Annotated in this window: 19 protein-coding genes, 3 tRNA genes and 1 pseudogene; 13 read left to right on the top strand and 10 right to left on the bottom strand. The window is 68.6% G+C overall.

Annotation, left to right across the window (positions count from 1 at the left end):
* The first annotated feature begins 75 nt into the window (after positions 1-75).
* A complete protein-coding gene (locus CFREN_RS00165) occupies positions 76-1,419 on the top strand; it encodes an MFS transporter (protein ID WP_209651505.1) in 1,344 nt (447 codons plus the stop codon).
* 48 nt (positions 1,420-1,467) lie between these two features.
* Here CFREN_RS00165 and CFREN_RS00160 read toward each other — a convergent pair.
* The 3 genes and pseudogenes from CFREN_RS00160 to CFREN_RS00150 form a co-directional block, all read right to left on the bottom strand.
* Positions 1,468-1,764, bottom strand: a pseudogene (locus CFREN_RS00160) (uracil-DNA glycosylase family protein); the annotation flags it as partial.
* A complete protein-coding gene (locus tag CFREN_RS00155) occupies positions 1,765-2,358 on the bottom strand; it encodes an NUDIX hydrolase (protein ID WP_209651507.1) in 594 nt (197 codons plus the stop codon).
* Between the two features lie 31 nt (positions 2,359-2,389).
* Positions 2,390-2,725, bottom strand: a complete 336-nt coding sequence (locus CFREN_RS00150) for a YciI family protein (RefSeq protein WP_070519657.1) — start codon at positions 2,723-2,725, stop codon at positions 2,390-2,392.
* Positions 2,726-2,938: 213 nt separating this feature from the next.
* Here CFREN_RS00150 and CFREN_RS00145 point away from each other — a divergent pair, with 213 nt between their 5' ends.
* Positions 2,939-3,439 carry a DUF488 domain-containing protein gene (locus CFREN_RS00145; protein ID WP_209651509.1) on the top strand — a complete coding sequence of 167 codons (501 nt, stop codon included), beginning with the start codon at positions 2,939-2,941 and terminating at the stop codon, positions 3,437-3,439.
* A 7-nt stretch (positions 3,440-3,446) separates the two neighbouring features.
* On the opposite strand, the gene CFREN_RS00140 is transcribed toward CFREN_RS00145, so the two are convergent.
* On the bottom strand, positions 3,447-4,352 hold the full coding sequence (locus CFREN_RS00140) for a phytoene/squalene synthase family protein (protein ID WP_246580150.1): 906 nt from the start codon (positions 4,350-4,352) through the stop codon (positions 3,447-3,449).
* A 235-nt stretch (positions 4,353-4,587) separates the two neighbouring features.
* Between CFREN_RS00140 and CFREN_RS00135 the strand changes: the two genes are divergently transcribed.
* Complete coding sequence (locus tag CFREN_RS00135) at positions 4,588-5,181, top strand: hypothetical protein (RefSeq protein ID WP_209651511.1); 594 nt, start codon at positions 4,588-4,590, stop codon at positions 5,179-5,181.
* A gap of 59 nt (positions 5,182-5,240) precedes the next feature.
* On the opposite strand, the gene CFREN_RS00130 is transcribed toward CFREN_RS00135, so the two are convergent.
* A tRNA-Leu gene (locus CFREN_RS00130) sits at positions 5,241-5,326 on the bottom strand.
* Positions 5,327-5,714: 388 nt separating this feature from the next.
* Between CFREN_RS00130 and CFREN_RS00125 the strand changes: the two genes are divergently transcribed.
* From CFREN_RS00125 to pknB, 7 genes are all read left to right on the top strand, one after another.
* Positions 5,715-6,923 (top strand): FHA domain-containing protein, encoded by a 1,209-nt coding sequence (locus tag CFREN_RS00125; protein WP_070519652.1) that lies wholly within the window; start codon positions 5,715-5,717, stop codon positions 6,921-6,923.
* Positions 6,924-7,013: 90 nt separating this feature from the next.
* Positions 7,014-7,478 (top strand): FHA domain-containing protein FhaB/FipA, encoded by a 465-nt coding sequence (locus tag CFREN_RS00120; RefSeq protein ID WP_070519651.1) that lies wholly within the window; start codon positions 7,014-7,016, stop codon positions 7,476-7,478.
* Positions 7,475-8,899 carry a PP2C family protein-serine/threonine phosphatase gene (locus CFREN_RS00115; protein ID WP_209651513.1) on the top strand — a complete coding sequence of 475 codons (1,425 nt, stop codon included), beginning with the start codon at positions 7,475-7,477 and terminating at the stop codon, positions 8,897-8,899. Before CFREN_RS00120 ends, CFREN_RS00115 begins: the two co-directional genes overlap by 4 nt.
* Positions 8,896-10,251 carry an FtsW/RodA/SpoVE family cell cycle protein gene (locus CFREN_RS00110; protein ID WP_209651515.1) on the top strand — a complete coding sequence of 452 codons (1,356 nt, stop codon included), beginning with the start codon at positions 8,896-8,898 and terminating at the stop codon, positions 10,249-10,251. Before CFREN_RS00115 ends, CFREN_RS00110 begins: the two co-directional genes overlap by 4 nt.
* A complete protein-coding gene (locus CFREN_RS00105) occupies positions 10,248-11,681 on the top strand; it encodes a penicillin-binding transpeptidase domain-containing protein (protein WP_070519645.1) in 1,434 nt (477 codons plus the stop codon). The genes CFREN_RS00110 and CFREN_RS00105 overlap by 4 nt, the downstream gene beginning before the upstream one ends.
* A gap of 2 nt (positions 11,682-11,683) precedes the next feature.
* Positions 11,684-13,243 carry a serine/threonine-protein kinase gene (locus CFREN_RS00100; RefSeq protein ID WP_209651517.1) on the top strand — a complete coding sequence of 520 codons (1,560 nt, stop codon included), beginning with the start codon at positions 11,684-11,686 and terminating at the stop codon, positions 13,241-13,243.
* A gap of 69 nt (positions 13,244-13,312) precedes the next feature.
* Positions 13,313-15,355, top strand: coding sequence for a Stk1 family PASTA domain-containing Ser/Thr kinase (pknB, locus tag CFREN_RS00095; protein WP_209651519.1), 2,043 nt, complete (start codon positions 13,313-13,315; stop codon positions 15,353-15,355).
* A gap of 13 nt (positions 15,356-15,368) precedes the next feature.
* Here the strand turns inward: pknB and CFREN_RS00090 are convergent, their stop codons facing one another.
* Positions 15,369-16,034, bottom strand: coding sequence for an aminodeoxychorismate/anthranilate synthase component II (locus CFREN_RS00090; protein WP_209651521.1), 666 nt, complete (start codon positions 16,032-16,034; stop codon positions 15,369-15,371).
* 179 nt (positions 16,035-16,213) lie between these two features.
* On the opposite strand from CFREN_RS00090, the gene crgA reads away from it, so the two are divergent.
* The gene (gene crgA / locus CFREN_RS00085) at positions 16,214-16,483 is read left to right on the top strand and encodes a cell division protein CrgA (protein WP_035121598.1); all 270 of its coding nucleotides are present in this window, start codon (positions 16,214-16,216) and stop codon (positions 16,481-16,483) included.
* An 837-nt stretch (positions 16,484-17,320) separates the two neighbouring features.
* Here the strand turns inward: crgA and CFREN_RS00080 are convergent.
* Positions 17,321-17,851, bottom strand: coding sequence for a peptidylprolyl isomerase (locus CFREN_RS00080; RefSeq protein WP_052054109.1), 531 nt, complete (start codon positions 17,849-17,851; stop codon positions 17,321-17,323).
* Between the two features lie 283 nt (positions 17,852-18,134).
* Between CFREN_RS00080 and CFREN_RS00075 the strand changes: the two genes are divergently transcribed.
* Together CFREN_RS00075 and CFREN_RS00070 are read left to right on the top strand one after the other, a co-directional pair.
* Positions 18,135-19,082 carry a prolipoprotein diacylglyceryl transferase gene (locus CFREN_RS00075; protein ID WP_209651523.1) on the top strand — a complete coding sequence of 316 codons (948 nt, stop codon included), beginning with the start codon at positions 18,135-18,137 and terminating at the stop codon, positions 19,080-19,082.
* 626 nt (positions 19,083-19,708) lie between these two features.
* Positions 19,709-20,935 (top strand): IS30 family transposase, encoded by a 1,227-nt coding sequence (locus tag CFREN_RS00070; protein WP_141742971.1) that lies wholly within the window; start codon positions 19,709-19,711, stop codon positions 20,933-20,935.
* 88 nt (positions 20,936-21,023) lie between these two features.
* Here the strand turns inward: CFREN_RS00070 and CFREN_RS00065 are convergent.
* From CFREN_RS00065 to CFREN_RS00055, 3 genes are all read right to left on the bottom strand, one after another.
* Positions 21,024-21,096: transfer RNA gene (locus CFREN_RS00065), tRNA-Ala, on the bottom strand.
* A 66-nt stretch (positions 21,097-21,162) separates the two neighbouring features.
* Positions 21,163-21,239: transfer RNA gene (locus tag CFREN_RS00060), tRNA-Ile, on the bottom strand.
* A gap of 157 nt (positions 21,240-21,396) precedes the next feature.
* Positions 21,397-21,729, bottom strand: coding sequence for a DUF3566 domain-containing protein (locus CFREN_RS00055; protein ID WP_070519635.1), 333 nt, complete (start codon positions 21,727-21,729; stop codon positions 21,397-21,399).
* Positions 21,730-21,731 lie beyond the last annotated feature (2 nt).

Below are 21,731 nucleotides of genomic sequence, written 5' to 3'. Positions count from 1 at the left end.
CCCATTCGGGGGGTTTGCCCCTCAACGCCGTTAACGGCCGCTCGCCCGCGGGGGTTCCATCGGTAGGGTTGCCGCATGACTGTGACGCGGAACACGCACGGGAGCCCCGGCGAGCCCGACGAACCCACCCCGCCACCCGCGGCCGACCCTCACCCTGCGGACTCGACGGCGACCTCCACCGCCGCCGAGCGCCCCGCATTCGGTCACCGCGACTGGCTTCGCGTCGCATTGGCGATGTTCGCCATCGGTTTCGGCGCGAACCTCTTCGCCCCGATGCTCGAGGTCTACCGCGAACTCAACGGCACCGGCCAGTCCTCCGTGACGGCGATGTTCGGCATCTACGCCGCCGGCCTGGTCCCGGCGCTGCTAATTTTCGGCCCGATCTCCGACCGCCGCGGCCGCCGTGCCGTCCTGCGCCCGGCGATGCTCGTATCCGCCACGGGCACCGTCATCCTCGCGTCGGCGTCGTTCGGCCCGGAATGGCTGCTGTTTCCGGGCCGTTTCATCGTCGGTGCGTCGGTGGGCATGGCCATGGCGTCCGGGGCGGCGTGGATCAAGCAGCTGTCCGCCGACAAGCCCTCCGCCGGCCCCAGACGCGCAACCGTCGCCGTGTCGGCGGGTTTCGGCGGCGGCCCGCTGGTCGCCGGCCTGGTCGCGCAGTTCGCGCCCGAGCCTAAATTGGTGCCCTACCTGGTGTTCCTGTGCGTGCTGGCGGCGGCCACCCCGATCATGTGGTCCACCCCGGAAACCCAATTCCCCTCCGACGGCGCGGCCGCCCGGCGCGGCCCGCTGATCCCCAAGACTGCGCTGACCGGCACGTTCCTGTGGGCGGTGGCGGCGTGGGCGCCGTGGGTGTTCGGCACGGTGACGGTCTCGTTCGTCACGTTGCCGATTTACGTCGCGCAGGACATCGACATGAAGATCGCCTACATCGGCGTGCTGGCCGGTGTCGCGATGATCTCGGGCATGCTCATCCAGCCTGCGGCCGCCCGCGTCGCGGAGAAGGGCGTGTTGCCGCTGTCGGTGATGGCGCTGGGCATCGCCTGCGCGGGGATGCTCGCCGCGGCGGCGACGGTGTGGCTCGACAATGCGGCGCTGGTGTTCCCGTCGGCGCTGATCCTCGGTTCGAGCTACGGCATCATGATGGTCGCCGGGCTCCGCGAGGTCGAGGCCATCGCCCGTCCCGACGAGCTCGGCGCCATGATCGGCGTGTTCTACGCGTTGTCGTACATCGGTTTCTTCGTTCCGTTCATTCTGTCGCTCGTCGCGCCGCTGGTCGGCCGGATCACCGGGTTGGGCGACGTCGCGGGCATCATCCTGTGTCTGCTCTTCGGTGCGGTGGTGTGCGTGGCGTCGATGGCGCCGGTCGCCCGGGCCGCCGAGGCCGGTCTGAAGCTCGCGCCCGAGGGTCGCCGGTAGGGGCGCCGGCTGCGGACGGGTCGTCGATCAGCCCAGCCGCTCCCACACTTCGCGGTAGGCCCGCGCCAGCGAGTCGACCGTTTCGTGAGCGTTGAGCCCGCTCGGGTTGGGCACCACCCAGGTTTCCGCGCCTCCGATTTCGCGTTGCTGCTTGCCGACGCACACCTTCCGGCCATCCGGCCCGGTCGCCCCGAACGCCGTGCGGAATGCCCCGATGCCGGCGACCATGACGATCTCCGGGCCGCCGCGCCGCCGCCGCTGCCGGGCGACCTTGTCCTCGAGGATTCGACCGCCGTCGCGGATCTCGTCGGCGCCGAGTTCACCGGCCCGCGCCGTCGCCCGCGCTCATCGGCGGCGTTCCTCCGCGCCGAAGAGGATCGCGCGGCCGGACTCGACGGCACCGTCGGAGTGACCGGGGCCGCCGGAGCCGTCGCGTCGGGCCCGGATGGCCAGCTCGACGGTGCGGTCGAAACGAGGGCCCATCGGCGGCACGTCGGCCAGCGGCACCCACTCGGCCGCGGTGTTCTCCCCGTCGGCGGGCCGGGGCTCGTCGGCGCCGGAATCATCGTCCGCGCCGACATCGTCCCGCGCCGCCACCTCCTCCTCCGCGACCCGCGCGAGGAAGGCGTGGTCGAGGTACTGCGCCCGGTCGCCGTTGGGGTACTCGATTTTGCGGGTGACCTGCACGGCCAGCAGCGACTCGATCTCCACGGCGACGGAGGTTTCCTCCAGCGCTTCGCGCACACCGGCGACGTCGGGTTCCTCGCCGGGCTCGACGATTCCGGTGACGGGCGTCCACCGGCCGTCGTCGGCACGCTTGACCAGCAGCACCTCCTCCGCACCGGCTTCACCGCGCACGACGATGACGGTCACGCCGATGAGCCACAGCTCCGCATGGCCGACGTGCCTGCGCAATTCCTGAATGAAGTCCGGGGTCATGGCCCCCACGGTAGGCGCAAACGGCGGCGCGTCACTCGGCCAGGGCGCGGATTTCCACGGTGTTGGCGCAGGCTTCGGCGGCTTCGGTGGCCAGGTTGAGGGCGGTTTCGTCACCGTCGGCCTCGATGATCCAAAAGCCGCTGGGGAAGGTGTCTGCGTCGAGGTACGGGCCGTCGACCACGGAGCCGTCGGGCAGGATGGTCCTGGCGTCCTCCGGCGGCACAAGGCCCCCGGCGAGCACCCAGTGGCCGCGGTCCTGGAGGGACTGGTTGAACACGCCGACGCGTTCGAACGCGGCGTGCATGTCCTCGTCCGAGTCGTAGGGGTTGATGTCCCGTCGCCCGTGGACGCTCAGGAGATACTGCATGGCGCTCCTCCATTCCCGGGGTCGGCTCCCGCCCACCGTCTCGGCCGACGACGGCGGCCACTGTCACGCCGAGCCCTCCATTTGCCTACAAAATGGTAACACCGGATCGGGATCGGCGGCAGGGACGATTCGTCGTTCGCCTGCGCCGACGGCATGATCCGGCATCCGGATCCTTCGCTTAACGACGCCCGCCTCCTCGCATAGGGTCGTGTCATGTCAGATTCGACGAACGCGAAGCCCGCGGGGGACTCCGGCGACACGACCGGCGACGGCCCGATCCGGGTGGTCAAGATCCACGATCTGCGATCCGGTGACGTGACCGCCGGAGATGGCCGGACGATCCTCGTCGACCGCCTGTGGCCGCGCGGAGTGGCCAAGGACTCGGTTGACCTGGACGACTGGTTCAAGGAGGTCGCCCCCTCCCCCGACCTGCGAAAATGGTTCGGCCATGATCCGGACCGGTTCGACGAGTTCGCCGACCGCTACCGCCATGAGCTCGATGAACGGGCGGCCGCGATCAATCGCCCGGATTCCGACGCCGGCGACCGTTCCTCCGACGACGATGACTCCGACGACGATGAACTCGCGGAGCTCCTGGCCGCCGCGGCGGATGCGACCGTCGCAAAGCCCCTGTACCTGGCGTACGCGGCAAAGGACCGCGACCACAACCACGCCCTGGTGCTCGCGGCATGGCTGCGGGACGAAATCGACTGAGCCGCCGTCAGAATCCGGCGCGGCCCGTCCGCGCGGCGGTGACGGCCGCACGCCCGACGATCAACGCCTTCTTCGGCGAGCCGACGCGGATGCGGGTGACGGCGATCCGCTCCGCCGGGGTCTCGCGAAGCTTCTTCGACAACTCGGTGAACAGGTTCGTCGCCGCCAGCACCGCACCGCGGGCGGCACCCGGCAGCAACGGGATGGCCACGCGCGCGTCGGCGACGTCGGCGTCGATGTCGTCGAGGAGCTTGTTCTTGATCGGCTCCGTCAGCGCATGGCCGTCGAGCTCGTCGAAGTACGTTCGGCCCAACTCGCCCGTGTCCTCGGCGAGGTCGCGGAGGAAGTTGATCTTCTGGAACGCCGCCCCGAGACTGCGGGCCCCGGCGGCCATCGTTTCCCGGTCTGCGTCGTCGACGGGGTGGTCGGCGAGGAAAATGGACAAACACATCAGGCCGATGACCTCGGCGGACCCGTAGACGTACTCGTCGAGGGCGTCGTGGTCGTACGTCGTCTCGGTCAGATCGCGGCGCATCGACCGGAAGAACGCGCGGACGTGCTCGTCTTCGATGCCGCAACGCCGCACCGTGCCCGCGTAGGCGTGGAGCACCGGATCGGGGTGGAAGGGCATGGCGGGCGCGCCGAGCACCAGTTCCTCATAGTGGTCGAGCAGCTCGCGGACCTGCTCGTCGGTGCAGCCGGCTTCCGCCGCGGTGCCGTCGACGATCTCGTCGGCGATGCGCACCATGGCGTACAGGTTGCGGATGTCCTGCCGTTCGCGCTTGCCCAGCAGTCGGGTGGCCAGGGAAAACGACGACGAATACGTGTCGATGACCGTCGAGGTGGCCTTGCGCGCCATCCGGTCGTACGTCGGAATGAAGCGCTTGCCGACGCCGCCGCGCTTGCCCTTCACCGCACGTCCTTCCTCACGACCGGTTCTTCACCGCGATCAATCCTGCACCGCCGTCTCTTTGCGGCGGCGTTCCCTTCCGAGACTAGCCGGGACCGCGCCCCGTACAACATCGGCGCCTCACCGCGATGACCAGTGTTTAATCGGTGTCATGGACACCGCCCGCCTGGTCGGCCCCGGCGACGGCACCGACGAGGGCACCAACGACACTGAACGTCGTTTCCCCTAAAGTGTTGGCATGGGAATGCTTCGCATCGGCACGCTCATCATGGCCGTCTTCACGGTGCTGTGGTCGAGTTGGGCCTGGCCATCGCCCCGTCCGCTGTTGCAAGTCCCCGGCATCGCCTTCGCCCTCGCCGCTGCGGTTGTCGCCGTCGTCTCCCTCCTGCGGGGCCGCCGCGGGCGGGGCGGGTCGTCGCAAAGCAAGGAAGAAGCAGTGCTTGACGACGCACATCGCCGCCCAAAGCAGCGTGGGGCATCGCGGATCACGGTGGCGGCCATCATCGTGGAAGTCATCGCGATCTTCGCCGCCGTGCGCTGGCTGGGCTCCGCGAACCCGGATCTGATCCAGCCCACTATCGCGCTCATCGTCGGCGCGCATTTCCTCGTCTTCCAGCTCAGCCCCGCCACCCGCGGCGGAGTGCACGTGGTCATGGCCGTGCTCGGCATGACCGTCGGCGCCATCGGCATGCTGATGATCAACGGCGACCGCCCCGCCGACATCGTCCACGCGCTGGTCGGGCTCGGGATGGCCGCGATCACCCTCGGCTACGGCGTGCTGTTCACCCGGGGGCTGGGGCGCACGGCGGCGGTTTCCCGCCACGACCGCTAGAAACCAACGCCCCGAAACGGCGAAAAACCCCGGATTCTTTCGAATCCGGGGTTTTCCCGTGGTGGGCGAAGGGGGACTTGAACCCCCACGTCCCGAAGGACACTGGCACCTGAAGCCAGCGCGTCTGCCATTCCGCCACTCGCCCGTGGCAACGAGGAATACAATAACACCAGCACTCCCACCGACACCAAACCCGCAGGCCACACGCTGTTTTTGGGCCCCTGAACCGATACGACCGCCACGTCGTGAAGCACGCCCGCACCCACCCGAATCCGCCACGCGCCAACCCCCGGAAGCGCGCCCCGCCCACGCCGAAAAAGCACGTGAGCAGCCCCCGCATCCCCATCCGACCCAGGTCGAGTGGTAGCAAACGACCGTTCTCTCGGGCTGCCCCGCCCCTATACTGGTGCTCGCACATACGCACGCGCGGGCGTCGCGGTCGCAACCGTCACGGCGGTCACGGCCGGCGGCGTCCGCACCCGATAGCCCGCGCCCGCCCCCGGCTGGCCGGGGGAAGGCGAAACGACCCGCAGATGGATTTTCTGGGACGCATCAGGAAGCTCGACAGCTCGCTGCAGCGCGGGCTGGACAACAGCTTCGCCCGCGTTTTCGGCGGCAAGGTCGTGCCCAATGAGCTGGAGGAGTGCCTGAAGCAGGAGATCGAGGATTTCCTGATGCAGGACGCCGACGGCCGTTATCTGGCCCCGAACGACTTCCGCATCGGCGTCAGCGCGAAGGATTTCGCCAACCTGTCGGCGGGCGGCCCCGACCTGCCGTCGGAGTTGGCCGACCGGATGGCCCGGTACTGCCGCAACAACGGGTGGGCGATGTCCGGCTCGGTGACGGTGCGCGTGCAGCAGGTCGATTCGCTGCACACGGGCCAGTTGAAGACGGCCAGCCAGTTCACGGAGGGCTACCGCGACGAGTCCGGCTTCATCGGCGGCGACGGACAGCCGGTCACGCCGGATGCAGTGCCTTCTTCGCGTGACGACGACCCCCGCACCACCTCTTCGCCCTCCGCGCCGCAGGAACCGTCGAACCGGTTCGGCGGTGGCGAGTACGGCAACGAGGACGGTGAACACCGGTTCGGCGGCGGATTCGACGCCGGTGCGTCGGGAGCCGCGGGTGCCGCAGGGGCCGCCGGTGCCGTGGGCGGAGCCGCCGCCGCAGGCGCCGCGGGCGAAACCGAATCCCGCTACCGCGCCCCCGACGACGACGCTCGGCCCGCACCCGGGAAGTTCGGCTCCGGGCAGGTCGATTCCGGCCAGCCGGGCATGTACGGAAACCCCGGTGCCCCCGACGATTACCGCGACTCCGGATACGCCGACCGGGACTACGCCGACGACCGTGCGGCCGACTCCCGTGCCGACGTCGGGGCGTCGCAAAGCAACGCCCACTCCCCCTACGACCAACCCGTCCAGGTCCCGCCGGGTCCCGCCTCGCCGGAACAGGAGCAGCTCACCGTGACCCTGCTGCTGCAGGACGGATCCAACCGCACCTTCGAGGTCAAGCCCGGATCGAACATCATCGGCCGCGGCACCATCTCCGACTTCCGCCTGCCCGACACCGGCGTATCCCGGCAGCACGCGGAGATCACCTGGGACGGCCGCGACGCCGTCCTGGTGGACCTGCACTCGACCAATGGCACGATGGTCAACGATTCACCGATCGACAACTGGCTGCTCGCCGACGGCGACGTGATCTCGATGGGCCATTCCGTCATCGAAGTCCGTATCCGTTAACCGGGCCCACCGGCCCGGACACCGGGAGGGCATCCACCCACCGGCCGGGAAACCGGCGCCGAACAGGCGCCGCGACAAGGAGGTAAGTACGTGGAGGCGATCGTCTTCCTGCTGTCCCGCATCGCCGTGCTGGTCGTGCTGTGGTTCTTCATCTGGATGACCCTGCGCGCCCTGCGCGCCGACGCCAACGCCGCGTCGGGCCTGCGACCGGTGCGCGCCGCCGCGCCGCCGATGCGCAGCCGGCCGTTCCACCGCTCCCAGACGCCCCACCAGCTGCTGGTGACCGCCGGACCGCTGGCCGGTTCGCGCATGAACCTGGCCAACCAGCGGGAAATCACCATCGGCCGCGCCGATGACTCCGCGTTCGTCCTCAACGACGATTACGCCTCGTCGCACCACGCGCGCCTCATCCCCCGCGACGGAGATTGGTACCTCGAGGACCTGGATTCCCGCAACGGCACGTTCCTCAACGGCCAGCGCGTGGAACAGCCCGAAAAGCTCCAGCCCGGGATGGAGATCCGCATCGGCCGAACGACTTTGAGGTTGCAGCCGTGAATTATTCGCTCGATTACGTCGCCATTTCCGACCGCGGTCTGGTCCGGCAGAACAACGAGGACTCGGCCTACGCGGGCCCCCGCCTGCTGGCGTTGGCCGACGGCATGGGCGGACACGCCGCCGGCGAGGTCGCCTCGCAGCTGATGATCGCCCAGGTGTCCAAGCTCGACGCCGACCAGCCCGACGCCGACCTGCTCGATGCCCTCGCGCTGGCGTGCGCAGAGGGCAACTCCTCCATCGCGGAGGAGATCGACGCCAACCCGGCGACCGAGGGCATGGGCACCACGCTGACCGCCTTGCTTTTCGACGGCGAACGCGTGGGACTGTGCCACGTGGGCGATTCCCGCGGGTACCTCCTGCGCGACGGTGAACTGACCCAGATCACACGCGACGACACCTACGTCCAGTCGCTCGTCGACGAGGGGTCGCTGACCGCCGAGGAAGCGTCGATGCACCCGCAGCGGTCGCTGATCCTCAAGGCGTTGACCGGCCGTCCGGTGGAGCCGACCCTGAAGTACCGCGAGGTGCGCCGCGGCGACCGGTACCTGCTGTGCTCCGATGGCCTGTCGGACCCCGTCTCCCGCGAAACCATCGCGGAGGCGCTGGCCGAGGGCACGCCGAAGGAGGCCGCCAACCGGCTCATCGAGCTGGCCCTGCGGTCGGGTGGCCCGGACAACATCACCATCGTCATCGCCGACGTCGTCGCGGCCTCCGCCGACACCCCGAGCGAGCCGGCGCTGGCCGGGGCCCTGGGTGCGATCGACTCCGAGGCGCCGCGGCCCAACACCTCGGCGGGACGGGCCGCCGCGATGCGCCCGCCCGCCGAACAGGAACGCGCCGTGACCACCGACCCGGTCGATGACCCGCCGAAGCAGCGCGGCCGCTGGCTGGTGGCGACGTTCGTCGTTCTAGCCCTGGTGGCGTCCGCCGCCGTGGGCCTGTGGGGGTGGCGTAAGAACAATTCGATGTACCACCTCGCAGTCGAAGACGGGGTGATCCAGGTGATGCACGGGGTCCCGGGCAGCGTGCTCGGCTTCTCCCTGCATTCCCACCACCAGTACATCTGCCTGTCCGACGACAACGCCGTGACGCTGCCCGACCCCGAGTCGGACCGCGGCGACCTCGACTGCCACCTGATGACGCCCGAGGACCTCTCCCCGTCCGCACGGTCGCAGCTCGACGGTTTGCCGGCCGACTCCTATGACGAGATCCGCGGCCAGGTCGGCCGCCTCGCCGAACAGGCGCTGCCGGTCTGCCTGACCGTCGCCCCCGGCGACGAGGCCGACCCGGCGGACGGGACCACCACGCCCGGCGCGCCCGGCGCCGAGGCGCCGGAGGGCGACAACGCCGACGGCGCCGACGGGGAAGATCCGGGCACCGGCTCCGAACCGGGCGTCAACTGCCGGGAGGTGCAGCGATGACCGATTCCCGAACCGAATCCCCCGCCCGCCCGGGGCACAGCCGTGAGCTGATGATGCTTCTTCTCGCCGGTGCGGTGACCCTGCTGGCGCTGGTATCCACCGAGCTCGGCCAAGGCAACACCGCCACCGTTGAAATGCTCTGGATCGTCGGCGGCTTCGTCCTCGTCTTCGGCGTCGCGCACGTGGTGCTGCGCATTTTCGCGCCCTGGTCCGACCAGGTGATGCTGCCCGTCGTCGCGGCGCTCAACGGCCTGGGCCTGGTGATGATCCACCGTCTCGACATGGCCAACGGCACCGGCCTGGTGCGCAACCAGGTCATGTGGACGGTGCTCGGCGTCGGCATGTTCGTCGCCGTCATGGTGCTGCTGCGCGACCACCGGTCGCTGTCGCGGTACTCCTACATCCTCGGGCTCTGCGGCCTGATCCTCCTGGCCCTGCCGCTGGTGTGGCCGTCGTCGATCAACTCCGACGCCCGCATCTGGATCTCCATCGGCCCATTTTCCGTGCAGCCCGGCGAGTTCGCCAAGGTGCTGCTGCTGATCTTCTTCGCGCAGCTGCTGGTGAACAAGCGCTCGCTGTTCAACGTCGCCGGCAAGCGCGTCCTCGGGCTCGATTTCCCTCGCCTGCGCGACCTCGGCCCGATCCTCGTCGTCTGGGGCATCGCCCTGGTGATCATGGCGCTGCAGAACGACTTCGGTCCCGCGCTGCTGCTGTTCGGCACGGTGCTGGGCATGCTGTACATCGCCACCGCGCGCGGATCCTGGTTGGTCATCGGCCTGATCCTCGTCGCCATCGGCGGCTTCGGCGTGTACCAGGTGTCGACGAAGATCCAGGATCGCGTGAATCACTTCATCGACCCCATCGCCCACTACGACACCGGCGGCTACCAGCTGTCGGAGGCGCTGTTCGGCATGAGCTGGGGCGGCGTCACCGGCACCGGCCTGGGCAACGGCTACCCCGAGAAGGTGCCGGTCGCCCACTCCGACTTCATCCTCGCCGCCTTCGGCGAAGAGCTCGGCTTCGTCGGCCTGTCCGCCATCATCCTGCTGTTCGCCATCCTCGTCGCCCGCGGCATGAACGCGGCGATGCAGGTGCGCGATTCCTTCGGCAAGTTGCTGGCCTCCGGTCTGTCGCTGACCCTCGCCATCCAGGTGTTCGTCGTCGTCGCCGGCATTTCCAAGATGATGCCGCTGACCGGCTTGACCACCCCGTTCATGTCGGCGGGTGGTTCGTCGCTGCTGGCCAACTACATCCTGCTGGCCATCGTGCTGCGCATCTCGGACTCGGCCCGCCGCCCGTGGGGCGCCTTCGCCCCGACGCCGGAGCCGGCCGCGGAGGTGGGGGCGCGATGAACAAGTCGATCCGCCAGGTCATGCTCTTCACGATGGTGCTCATCGTGCTGCTGCTGGCCAACCTCACGTGGGTGCAGGCGTTCCGCACGGAGCAGTACGCCGAAAACCCCCGCAACTCCCGTCAGTTCCTGGAGGAGAAGTCCCGCCATCGCGGTCAAATCAGCGCGGGCGGCGAGATCCTCGCCCGCTCGGAACTGGGCGACGACGGCTTCTACTCCCGCCGCTACGAGGCCAACCCGGAGGCGTACGCCCCGGTCGAGGGTTACCTGTCCGACATCTACGGGTCGACCGGCCTGGAGCGTTCGCAAAACGACATCCTCAACGGTTCCGACCCGTCGCTGTTCGCGTCGCGTGCCATCGACACCATCACCGGCCGCGCGAGCGGAGGCGCGAACCTGGAGCTGACGCTGCTGCCGGAGGCGCAGGAAACCGCGTACCGCGCGTTGGCCGACAACGGCTACGTCGGGTCGGCGGTGGCCATCCGCCCGTCGACGGGCGAGATCCTGGCCATGGCGTCGACTCCGTCGTACGACCCGAACGACATCGCGGCCAACGACGCCGACGCATGGGCCCGCCTCAACGCCGACGAGGACGCCCCGCTGCTCAACCACGCGACGCAGCGTCCGCTGCCGCCGGGTTCGACGTTCAAGGTGCTGACCACCATCGCGGCCGTGGAAAACGGCGCGAGCCCGGAGACGACGGTCACCGGCGCCTCGGAGATCACGCTGCCGGGCACGAACACGACGCTGGAGAATTACGGCGGCCAGTCGTGCGGCGGCACCACCACCCTGCGGACGGCGTTCGCCCGCTCCTGCAACACGGCGTTCGCGGAGCTGGCGATCGACAACGGCGCGGATTCGCTGCGCGACGTCGCCGACCGCATGGGCGTCGGCGAGGAGTTCGACGGGTTGGGCGTCCCCCAGGAGTCGTCGACCATCGGCGAGATCCCGGATGATGCGGCCCTGGGCCAGACGGCCATCGGCCAGCGCGACGTGTCCTTCACGCCGCTGCAGAACGCGATCATCGCGGCGACCATCGCCAACGGCGGCAAGCGCATGGAGCCGCACCTGGTGAAGTCGATCCAGGGCCAGGACCTGTCGCCGCTGAAGACCATCGAGCCCAAGGAGGTCAACGAGGCCATCCACCCCGACACCGCGGCGATTCTGACGGATCTGATGCGCGGGTCGGAGAACAACTCCGGCGGCAACGGGTCGGCCATCGCCTCGAAGACGGGCACCGCGGAGCATGGCTCGGAGCGCGGCGTGTTGGCGCCGCACGTGTGGTACATCGCCTTCGCCCCGGATTCGGACGTGGCGGTCGCCGTGGTCGTCGAGTCCGGCGGCGGCCAGGGCCAGGGGGCGACGGGCGGTTCCGTCGCGGCTCCGGTCGGCCGGGAGATCATCGCGGCCGTGGAGAGGGCGGTGCGTTGAGCATGAGTTCCGGCACCACTCCCAACGGCGGACATTCTTCGGCCGGCGGTCCCCTCGATTCCGAGGCGGCCGCCGTGCAGGAGATGCTCGGTTCTTCCCGGTATCGGGTCCGCACGGTGTTGGGCCGCGGCGGCATGTCCACGGTCTGGCTCGCCGACGACGTGTCGGCCGGCGGGCGGCAGGTGGCCATCAAGATCCTCAACCGCGAGTTGGGCGACGACGACGAGTTCCGCCAGCGGTTCCGCAATGAGGCGTCGGCGGCGCGCAGCGTCGACAGCCCGAACGTCGTGGCCATCTATTCCCACGAGGAACCGGGCCGCGGGGCCGACGGCCCCTGCTACATCGTCATGGAGTACATCCGGGGCGAGTCGCTTGCCGACGTTCTGCGTCGTCGCCGCACGCTGCCCGAGCATCTTGCGCTGGACGTCATCGAACAGACGGCGCATGGCCTGTCGGCGATTCACGCCGGCAGCCTCATTCACCGGGACATCAAGCCGGGCAATCTTCTGGTGACCCCGGAGGGCACCGTGAAGATCACCGACTTCGGCATCGCGAAAGCGGCGGAGGCCGTGCCCCTGACGCGCACCGGCATGGTGGTGGGCACCGCCCAGTACGTGTCGCCGGAGCAGGCCCAGGGCAAGCGGGTCACTCCGGCGACCGACGTTTATTCGCTGGGGTGCGTGGCGTACGAGATGGTCGCGGGTCGTCGTCCGTTCCTGGGCGACACCACCGTCGCCGTGGCCGTCGCGCACATCAACGAGCCACCGCCGCCGCTGCCGTCGTCGGTGCATCCCCACGTCCGCGAGCTCATCGGCATCATGCTGCGCAAGGATCCGGAGCGGCGCTACGCCGACGGCCGCGAGTTGGCGCAGGCGGTGGCTCGGGTGCGGCAGGGTCACCGTCCGCCGCAGCCGGCCGGGGTGCAGCCGCGGGTGCACCGCCAGTCCGATGCGGCGCATCCGGCGACGAGTGAGCTCGGTGCCCTCACCGAGCCGGGTCTGCGCCGACCGCCGGAGACCCGTGCGGTCGGGGCGACGGGCGCATCGGGGCACACCGCCACCCGCCCCGCCACCGGTCCGGCCCCGCGTTCCCCTCGACCGGCGCAGCGCCCGCAGCGTCCGCCGCAGCGCAAGAAGAGCAACGCCGGCCTGTGGCTGACGCTGATTCTGCTGCTCGCGGTGCTGGCCGGTGCGGTGTGGATTCTGATGGGCCAACTGTCCGAGCGCGGCACGGGCGAGACCGAAACGAGCACGGAGACGACCACGGAGACTGCGACGGAGGAGTGGACGACCCCGACGGGCACCACCGAGGACGAACCGACCGAGACGCGCACGTCGCAGCCGCCCACGACGAACGAGACGATTTCGCCGGAGATTCCCGACGTTCCGGAGCTTCCCGATCTCGGCGACCTCCCGGGTCTCGGCGGCGGCGATTCGAACGGCGGCGCGGGCAACGACTCAGGCACCGGTGGCGGCGGTGCAGGCGTCGGCGACGGCGATTCCGACCTCAACGGCGCTCCCCGTCTGCCGGGGATTCCGCTTCGCCCGGGTTTGACGGGATGATGGGCGGATCACGATGATTTTCAACTCATGTGCGATGGCACTGCAGCAACCGATCGAAGGGAGTCACCGATGACCACCGGCGACGAACTCCTCTCCGGCCGTTACCGCCTCGGCGGTCTCATCGGCGTCGGCGGCATGTCCGACGTCTACGCGGCCAACGACACGCTGCTCGGCCGCGAAGTCGCGGTGAAGATGATGCGAGCCGATCTCGCCCGCGACGAAAGCTTCCTCGAACGGTTCCGCCGGGAGGCGAAGAACGCCGCGTTCCTCAACCACCCGGTCATCGTTTCGGTGTTCGACACCGGCGAGACCGAGGGTCCGATGGGCACGGTGCCGTACATCGTCATGGAGTTGGTGCAGGGCGAGACTCTGCGCGACATCGTGCGCCGCGAGGGCCCGATGGACCCGGCGCGTGCGGCGTCGATTCTGGCGTACGTCTGCGATGCGCTGGATTTCTCTCACAAGCAGGGCATCATCCACCGCGACGTCAAGCCGGCGAACATCATGCTGACCAACACCGGCGCGGTGAAGGTCATGGACTTCGGCATCGCCCGCGCGCTGGGTGATTCGACGTCGATGACGCAGACCGCGGCGGTGATCGGCACGGCGCAGTACCTGTCGCCGGAGCAGGCGCGCGGCAAGCCGGCCGACGCCCGCTCGGACATTTACAGCGTCGGTTGCGTGCTGTTCGAGGCGCTGACCGGGCAGCCGCCGTTCACCGGCGAAACCCCGCTGTCGGTGGCCTACCAGCACGTGCAGGACGATCCCCCGTTGCCGTCGACCCTGGTGGAGGGGCTTTCCGACGAAGAGGGCACCGCCCTGGACGCCGTTTTGCTCACCGCGATGGCCAAGGACCCGGCCGAGCGGTACGACACCGCGGCCGATTTCGCCGAGGAGCTGCGCCGCATCAGCCGCGGCGAGGTTCCGTTGGCCGCGGTGCACCACGTCCGCGGAGCCGACGATGATGCTCCGGAGCAGCGACCCCGCCGGGCTTCCGCCGCTGCGGCGGGTGCCGCGGCCGGAGGCGCTGCGGCCGCAGGCGGCGCCGCACGCCGTTCCGATTCGGCGCCGGCCCGTCGTCAAGCGGACGAGCCCGCCCCCCGCGAACGCGGGGAGGAAAAGAAGAAGGGCGGAAAGCTCGCCGTCGTCGCGTGGCTGGCCATCGCCGCGCTGCTGCTCGGCGGCGTGGGCGTGGTGTCCTACAACCTGTTCACCGACTCCGGCCAGTCCGAATCCGTCGCCATCCCGCAGGTCGAGGGCATGCCCGCCGACCAGGCGCAGGCGATGCTCGAGGACGCCGGTTTCGTGGTCGACCGCCGCGACGAACCGCACCCCGACATCGCCCGCAATTTCGTCATCGGCACCGACCCGGCATTCGGTTCGGGCGTGCCGAAGGGTTCGACGGTGGTGCTGAAGGTGTCGTCCGGCCGCGAGATCACGGACGTCCCCGACGTTCGCGACAAGCCCGCCGAGGAGGCCCGCCGCCTGCTCGAGGAAGCCGGCCTGCAGGTCGACCCGGTGCTGCGTGAAGAGGCGTCGCCCGACATCGAACGCGGCCACATCATCGACCAGTCGCCGTCGGCGGGCGCGCAGGTGTCGAAGGGCACCCGCGTGAACCTGACGGTGTCGTCCGGCCCCGCCACCCGCACCGTGCCCGACGTGACCGGCCAGAACCTCGAGGCCGCCCGCGCGACGCTGGAGTCCGCCGACTTCGTCCTGCGCGTCACCGAGGTCGACTCGCCGGAGCCGGAGGGCCGCGTTCTGGAGGTTCCGCAGGCCGGCGAGCGCCTGCCCGCGGGCTCGACCGTGGAGATCGTCGTCTCCCGCGGCAACCAGATGCACATGCCCAACGTCGAGGGCCGCACGTTCGAGGAGGCCGAGCGCGCCCTGCGCGACGCGGGCTTCACCGGCACGATCCACCGGCGCGAGGTGACCACGCTGGATCCGACGCGCGTGGACCGCGTTCAGACCCAGCGGCCCGGTCGCGACGCCGTGGTGAACAAGGACGGCGACGTCGACCTCGAGGTGTTCATCCTGGGCGTGAGCAATCCGCCCGAGGACGATCGCGGCATCGACCTTCCCGTGCCGTTCGGCGCCCGCCCCGGCAGGTGACCGGGCCGGACGATCAGCCGGAGACGACGTCGTCGAAGGCCCGCTGGTACCCGGCCTGCTCGTTCTCGAGTGCGGTGAGCAGCGTCTCGGAGTAGGTGCCGCCGGCTTCCGACAGCCAGTTGGCCAGCATGCGGTGGCCGAACTGGGTGAGCACCGACTCGGGGTGAAACTGCACGCCGTGGATGGGCAGGTCGCGGTGCCGCATGGCCATGAGCATGCCGGAGGGGGTGTGGGCGGTGGCGACGAGCTCGTCGGGAAGCGTCGACTCGTCGACGGTCAGCGAGTGATAACGCGTGGCGATGAACGGGTTGGACAGGCCGCGCAGCACGCCGGTGCCGTCGTGGGAGACGGGCGAGGTTTTGCCGTGGAGCAGCTCGTCGGCGCGGACGACGTCGGCGCCGAACACTTCGCCGATGGCCTGGTGGCCCAAGCACACGCCGAGCAGCGGGGTGCGGGCGTCGGCGCAGGCGCGGACCATGTCGGGGGTGCGGCCGGCATCGGCGGGGGTGCCGGGCCCAGGCGACAGCAGCACGGCGTCGAACTCGCGGGCCACGGCGGCCGGGTCGGCGAGGCGGTCGTCGTCGTTGCGCCACACGGTCGTCGTCTCGCCGAGCTGGCCGAGGTACTGGACCAGATTGAAGACGAAGCTGTCATAGTTGTCGACGACGAGGATGCGCATGAGCCAGAATCATACTGGTAGATTGGGCGCCGATGATGGTCGGGCGCCGTTGCCGGGCCACCGCGCCGGTACCCGCATTCCGGGGCCGTCCGCACACGACCGGTTGGGCGTGACCGACTGCGCACGACCGACCGCGCACGATCAACCGAGCACGATCAACGAGATGGAATGGGGATCCGATGCCCAAGGCAAAGGTGAATCGCACGACCAACGCGCCGACCGGGGGCTCCGGGGTCAGCCGCACCCCGGTGAAGATCAACACCACCCAGACCCCCACCTGGTACAAGGTGATCATGTTCGGCCTGATGGTGATCGGGCTGCTGTGGCTGGTGGTCAATTACATCGCCGGCCCGTCGATTCCGTTCATGGTTGAACTCAACGCCTGGAATTACGTCATCGGTTTCGGCATGTTCGTCCTCGGTCTGTTGATGACCATGGGTTGGCGCTGACGCCTTCCCGCTGACCCCGGCGGGCCCGGTGGGGCCTCCGTTGGGCCTCCGTTGGGCCAATGCCCCGCGCTTCGTGCGCGGGGCTTTTTCATGCGCGAGTTCGGGGGTGCTTTACGACGGCGATCTACCCCCGGTTCGGGCATCGTATCGCAGAATTCTCCGTTCCAGGGGTCGGGGGCTGCTGCGGAATTCATCCACGGAAAGGTGTGTATCAACGGTGTAATTTGTGGATGAATGTGGATCGCCGGCTGTGGAAAGCTGTGGATGGTTTTCATGGCCGCATCCGTAACGGGACCCGCGGATGAGCCGAAACAACTGTCCACATCCTCCACATGCTGTGGATAACTCTGTGCACAATAACGCCACATACCCTGCAGGGTCTCGCCGCGACCCCATGTTCACCCGATTTTCGGAGGGTTCGCACGGCTTTTCGTAAATTACAACAGTGGAATTATCCACAAGTGTGGACACCCCTGTGGAGGTTTGTGTACCGGCGGTTCACGTCCACGTAGGCGTCGTAAAGCCCCGGAATCGGTGGTGGATCGGTGGATGAACGGGCGGGGAATCCATCCACAGCCCTGTGGATATGTGGATCACCCCGCCCACCCCCGACCCCCCTTAAGTACACATTGAGGGTTCACGTGAGGGTTGGCCGCCTCACGGGGACCCATGGCGGCGAATCGCACGCCATGAAAGCGGGGACGACATGGCCACTGCCCGGGAGGGACCGTGAAACGGGACCGGAAAAGGGCACGAAAAGGGCATGAAAAAGCGCCGGCGGACACGATGTCCGCCGGCGCCTACTGCCGGGAAGATGCCCCTCGCGGGGCGCGGAGCTTACTTGGCGATGTCGATGCCGGTGATGACGACCGGCTCCAGCGGGCGATCCCAGTGGTCGGTGGCGACGCGCGCGATCTCGTCGACGACCTTGCGGGACTCCTCGTCGGCGACCTCGCCGAAGATGGTGTGGTTGCCGTTGAGGTGCGGGGTCGGAACGACGGTGATGAAGAACTGGGAACCGTTGGTGCCGCGGCCGCCGCGCTTGCCGGCATTGGCCATGGCCAGCAGGTACGGGCGATCGAACTGGAGCTCCGGGTGGATCTCGTCGTCGAAGTTGTAGCCCGGGCCGCCGGTGCCGGTGCCCAGCGGGTCGCCGCCCTGGATCATGAAACCGGCGATGATGCGGTGGAAGATGGCCTCGTCGTAGAACGGGCCGGACTCGGTGCCGGAGGCGTTCTGGCCGGAGTACTCCTTCGTGCCCTCGGCCAGGCCGATGAAGTTGTCGACGGTGACCGGCGCGTGATTGCCGAACAGGTCGATGGTGATGTCACCGTGGTTGGTGTGGACGGTTGCGGTGGCGGTCTTCATAGTCACCTGGCCGAGGATACCGCCGACCGCGCGGCCGCAACAACGAAGCCCCCGGCAGCGTGCTCCCGGTGGCCCGCCTGCGGCGTGCTCATTCTTGCCGGCCGCAGCGCGTCGGCTGCATCACAAGACCACGGTGCGGTCACGATCCCGGGAACATCCGCCGACCCGCCCACGGGAGCGGGCGGAAATGAATACGCTGGAAGGTGAACGCCGTGCCAACGGTCGCCCGCATTGGGCGCACGGGCACGGAGATTATCCCCACCGACGAGGAGAAGACCACACCATGTACCCCAGCACCGTTTCGCTGGCTCTCAAGGGCGCCAAGTCCGCGTACGACGCTTACGCCGACTACCGCGACAGGAAGGCCGCCGAACTGTACGACACCATGCAGGAGGCCAAGGCCGTCGCCGAGAAGCGCAACAAGGAGGCCGTGGAGAAGGCCTCGTCGCTGGCCGATGACGCCCTGGACAAGCTCCAGACCTTCGGCGACGACGTGACCTCCGAGGCCGAGTCCCTGCGCGACCGTGCCTCCGAGGGCGTCGCCGACCTGAAGAAGGCCGGCGAGAAGAACCGCAAGAAGACCGCCAAGAAGGCGGCCAAGCTGCAGAAGAACGCCGAGAAGAAGCGCTGCAAGGCCCGCCGCGAGGCCAAGAAGGCCCGCAAGGACGCCGCCAAGCGCGCCAAGTCGACCCGCAAGGACCTGGAGAAGAAGGTCCAGCAGACCGCCGACAAGCTGTCCGGCAAGGAGGCGCGTCGCGCCAAGGCCGGCCGCGTCGCCACCGGCTCGATCGTCTTCGCCGTGGTCGCCGCGGTCGTCGCCGCGATCATCTGGAAGCTGAAGTCCGACGACAAGCTGCCGGTCGACCCGGCCCCGGTGAAGCAGAAGGCCGCCGAGGTCAAGGACACCGTCGCCGCGAAGGCCGGCGAGGCCAAGGACGTTGCCGCGGAGAAGGCCACCGAGGCCAAGGAGACCGTCGAGAAGAAGGCCGCCGACGCCAAGGACGCGGCCGACAAGAAGGTCGAGGAGGTCAAGGACGCCGCCGACAAGCCCGCCGAGACCGCCGCGGACAAGGCCGAGGAGTCCAAGGCCGAGATCGCCGAGGAGGGTGACGTCGACGGTGACGTGGCCCCGACCGAGGTGAAGGTCCAGTCCGAGGTCAAGGCGCCGAAGACCACCGCCCCGAAGCCGGGTGGCGCGAAGGCCCCGAAGCCGGGCAACGCCAAGAAGTAGCCGCCGGCACCGGCATCGGACCGGTCATCGCCACCGGCCACCGGCCACTGAAGACGAAGCGGCGCCCTCCCGAATCACCCGGGAGGGCGCCGCTTTCGCATGTTCCCCGACCGCCGAGGACTACGAACGGCCAAGATAGCGGGCGGAAACCACGAGCAGCCAAGATAGCGGGCGGGAACTGCGAACGGTCCGGGCTTGGGTTCTATCGGTCGTTGCAACACCCCTACCCACCAGGGGACCCAACGACCATGGCACCACGCCACCCGTTCTACTCACTGACGCCCACCGACCAACAGGCTCTTGCCCAAGCCCTGTCACAACCGGGAACTTCCATCCGCTCGGCGGCCCACACGCTGGGACTGCACTACCGGCATTGCCTCAACTTCGCCCACACCCATGGCCTGGTACCACCACGGCCAACACCACCGGCCGACACCATCAACCGGGCCGTCGACCGCGTTGCGGCCGGTTCCACCCTGACCCAAGCCGCCCGTGACTGTGGCATCAGCATCTCGGCGGTATTCAACGCCGCCCGCGCCGCCGGCGTCCACCAACCCCGCCCGATGCCTCGCGGTGCCGCAGCGACAACTCGCCGAGTCGAGTATCTAACGCTGCGTCTATCAGCACTGACCCGCACCGATGCCGCCGCAGCCTGCGGCATCAGCCCCCGCACCGCCTTGGACTTCGACAAAGGGGTAACCAAAACCGGTACCCGGCCGCGCACACGCTTCATCCCCACCGGCGCCGACGCCGCCCAGTACAACAGACTCATGACCACTTTGCTGACGCACCATGACGTCATCGAACCCGGCCGGCAACCCGATCCCGCCAATCACCCCACCATTGACCCGTATCACCGGATCCACCCGCGCTACCTGTCGCTGACTGAACGGGAAACCATCGCCGACCTGCGGCGGGAAGGATGGTCCATGCGGGCCATCGCCGGGCACCTGGGACGTAGCCCGTCGACGATCAGCCGCGAGTTAGCCAACAACCGCAGCGCCGACGGGCCCTACCGGCCCATCGCCGCAGCACGCAAAGCCGCGGCCCGTAGGCTTCGGCCCAAACAACCCAAAATCGCCGGTGACGCGATGCTGGCGCAGCTGATCCAAACAAAGTTGGATCTGCGGTGGTCCCCCGAACAGATCGCTGCATGGCTACGCCGGGCCTATCCCCACGCCAAGGAGTGGCACGTGTGCCATGAAACGATCTACCAGGCCCTCTACGTCCAAGCCCGCGGCGGGCTGAAAAAGCAAGTCGCCGCAGCGCTGCGCACCGGCCGCGCACGGCGAGTGCCCAACGGTGACCCGGCCCAGCGGCGGCGACGCTTCGTCGACGACATGGTCATGATCAGCCAGCGGCCCGCCGATGTCGAGGATCGGGCGGTGCCCGGGCATTGGGAAGGCGACTTGATCCTGGGTGCGGCCAACAAGTCCGCCATTGCCACGCTGGTTGAACGCACGACCCGCTACGTCATCCTGGTGCATCTGCCTGCCGGTCACGGTGCCACCGCCGTGCGTGATGGGCTCACCGCGGCGATCGGTTCGCTGCCCACGCACCTGCGGGGATCGTTGACCTGGGATCAAGGCTCGGAGATGGCCGGCCACAAGCAGTTCAGCGTCGCAGCCGAATGCCCGGTGTACTTCTGCGATCCGGCCAGTCCCTGGCAACGCGGTACCAATGAAAACACCAACGGCCTGTTGCGGCAGTACTTCCCCAAAGGAACTGACCTGTCGGCGCATTCGCCGGAGGACCTGGAGTTCGTCGCCCAGCAGCTCAACGGTCGTCCCCGGAAAACTCTTGGATGGGACACACCGGCTCAGCGGATGAGTGCTTTACTGGACGCGTCTTGATCCGCTGGTGTTGCAACGACTCCTAGAATCCGCCGGGATCGTGGAACGGCAAAAGCCCCCGCCAGCGGACTGACGGGGGCCTTGAACGTGGAGCATAGGAGAATCGAACTCCTGACCTCCTGCTTGCAAAGCAGGTGCTCTACCAATTGAGCTAATGCCCCGGGTTCACGGAAACGGGAAACCCCGCGTCGACGAGCTTTCGACTTCGTCGGCGCGGGGCCCGTTCGTGGTGGGCCTAGGAGGACTTGAACCTCCGACCTCTTCGTTATCAGCGAAGCGCTCTAACCGCCTGAGCTATAGGCCCCTGAACCGGGATATAACTTAACCCGGACGCGTGAAGGAAACCAAATCGGCTGGTCAATAACCATTTTTGGCACTTGCTCCGAACATCGCCGGGTGGCGCTCCTGCCCGGGTGCGGCTTGACGACGACCACGTGGCCGTCGTCAAGCCAAACGACGCGCTACTCCACGTCGTCGAGCGTGATGGTCACGCCACCGACCAAATCCGAGCACGCGTTGTAGACCACGGCACCCAACGTGGCCAGCGCCGACACCAGCACCGCCCACAACACCCCGATGCCGGCGGCGAGCGCGAAGATCATGCCGACGCCCAGGGCCGCATCCCCGCCGAGGAGATCGTTGAACCGATCGCGGTACCCCATCGCCTCGAACAGGAGGTAGAGCACCGCAACCGCGACCATCCAGGCCAGGAACCCGATGACGCTGATCGCCGCCGAAACCCGCAGCGTGGTCCACGGACTGATCCGCCGGACCAACAGTTGCGTGTGGGCCATGG

It is taken from the genome of Corynebacterium freneyi, assembly GCF_030408835.1.
In the GTDB taxonomy this organism is placed as follows: domain Bacteria; phylum Actinomycetota; class Actinomycetes; order Mycobacteriales; family Mycobacteriaceae; genus Corynebacterium; species Corynebacterium freneyi.
The sequence above is the reverse complement of the archived record's forward strand: the minus strand, read 5'-3'. Positions and strand labels throughout refer to the sequence as shown.

Excerpts from the sequence above, each read along its gene's own strand:
- CFREN_RS00165 (WP_209651505.1), top strand. The coding sequence starts at position 76 with ATGACTGTGACGCGGAACACGCACGGGAGCCCCGGCGAGCCCGACGAA.
- CFREN_RS00155 (WP_209651507.1), bottom strand. The coding sequence starts at position 2,358 with ATGACCCCGGACTTCATTCAGGAATTGCGCAGGCACGTCGGCCATGCG.
- CFREN_RS00150 (WP_070519657.1), bottom strand. The coding sequence starts at position 2,725 with ATGCAGTATCTCCTGAGCGTCCACGGGCGACGGGACATCAACCCCTAC.
- CFREN_RS00145 (WP_209651509.1), top strand. The coding sequence starts at position 2,939 with ATGTCAGATTCGACGAACGCGAAGCCCGCGGGGGACTCCGGCGACACG.
- CFREN_RS00135 (WP_209651511.1), top strand. The coding sequence starts at position 4,588 with ATGGGAATGCTTCGCATCGGCACGCTCATCATGGCCGTCTTCACGGTG.
- CFREN_RS00125 (WP_070519652.1), top strand. The coding sequence starts at position 5,715 with ATGGATTTTCTGGGACGCATCAGGAAGCTCGACAGCTCGCTGCAGCGC.
- CFREN_RS00110 (WP_209651515.1), top strand. The coding sequence starts at position 8,896 with ATGACCGATTCCCGAACCGAATCCCCCGCCCGCCCGGGGCACAGCCGT.
- CFREN_RS00105 (WP_070519645.1), top strand. The coding sequence starts at position 10,248 with ATGAACAAGTCGATCCGCCAGGTCATGCTCTTCACGATGGTGCTCATC.
- CFREN_RS00100 (WP_209651517.1), top strand. The coding sequence starts at position 11,684 with ATGAGTTCCGGCACCACTCCCAACGGCGGACATTCTTCGGCCGGCGGT.
- pknB (WP_209651519.1), top strand. The coding sequence starts at position 13,313 with ATGACCACCGGCGACGAACTCCTCTCCGGCCGTTACCGCCTCGGCGGT.
- CFREN_RS00090 (WP_209651521.1), bottom strand. The coding sequence starts at position 16,034 with ATGCGCATCCTCGTCGTCGACAACTATGACAGCTTCGTCTTCAATCTG.
- crgA (WP_035121598.1), top strand. The coding sequence starts at position 16,214 with ATGCCCAAGGCAAAGGTGAATCGCACGACCAACGCGCCGACCGGGGGC.
- CFREN_RS00080 (WP_052054109.1), bottom strand. The coding sequence starts at position 17,851 with ATGAAGACCGCCACCGCAACCGTCCACACCAACCACGGTGACATCACC.
- CFREN_RS00075 (WP_209651523.1), top strand. The coding sequence starts at position 18,135 with ATGTACCCCAGCACCGTTTCGCTGGCTCTCAAGGGCGCCAAGTCCGCG.
- CFREN_RS00055 (WP_070519635.1), bottom strand. The coding sequence starts at position 21,729 with ATGGCCCACACGCAACTGTTGGTCCGGCGGATCAGTCCGTGGACCACG.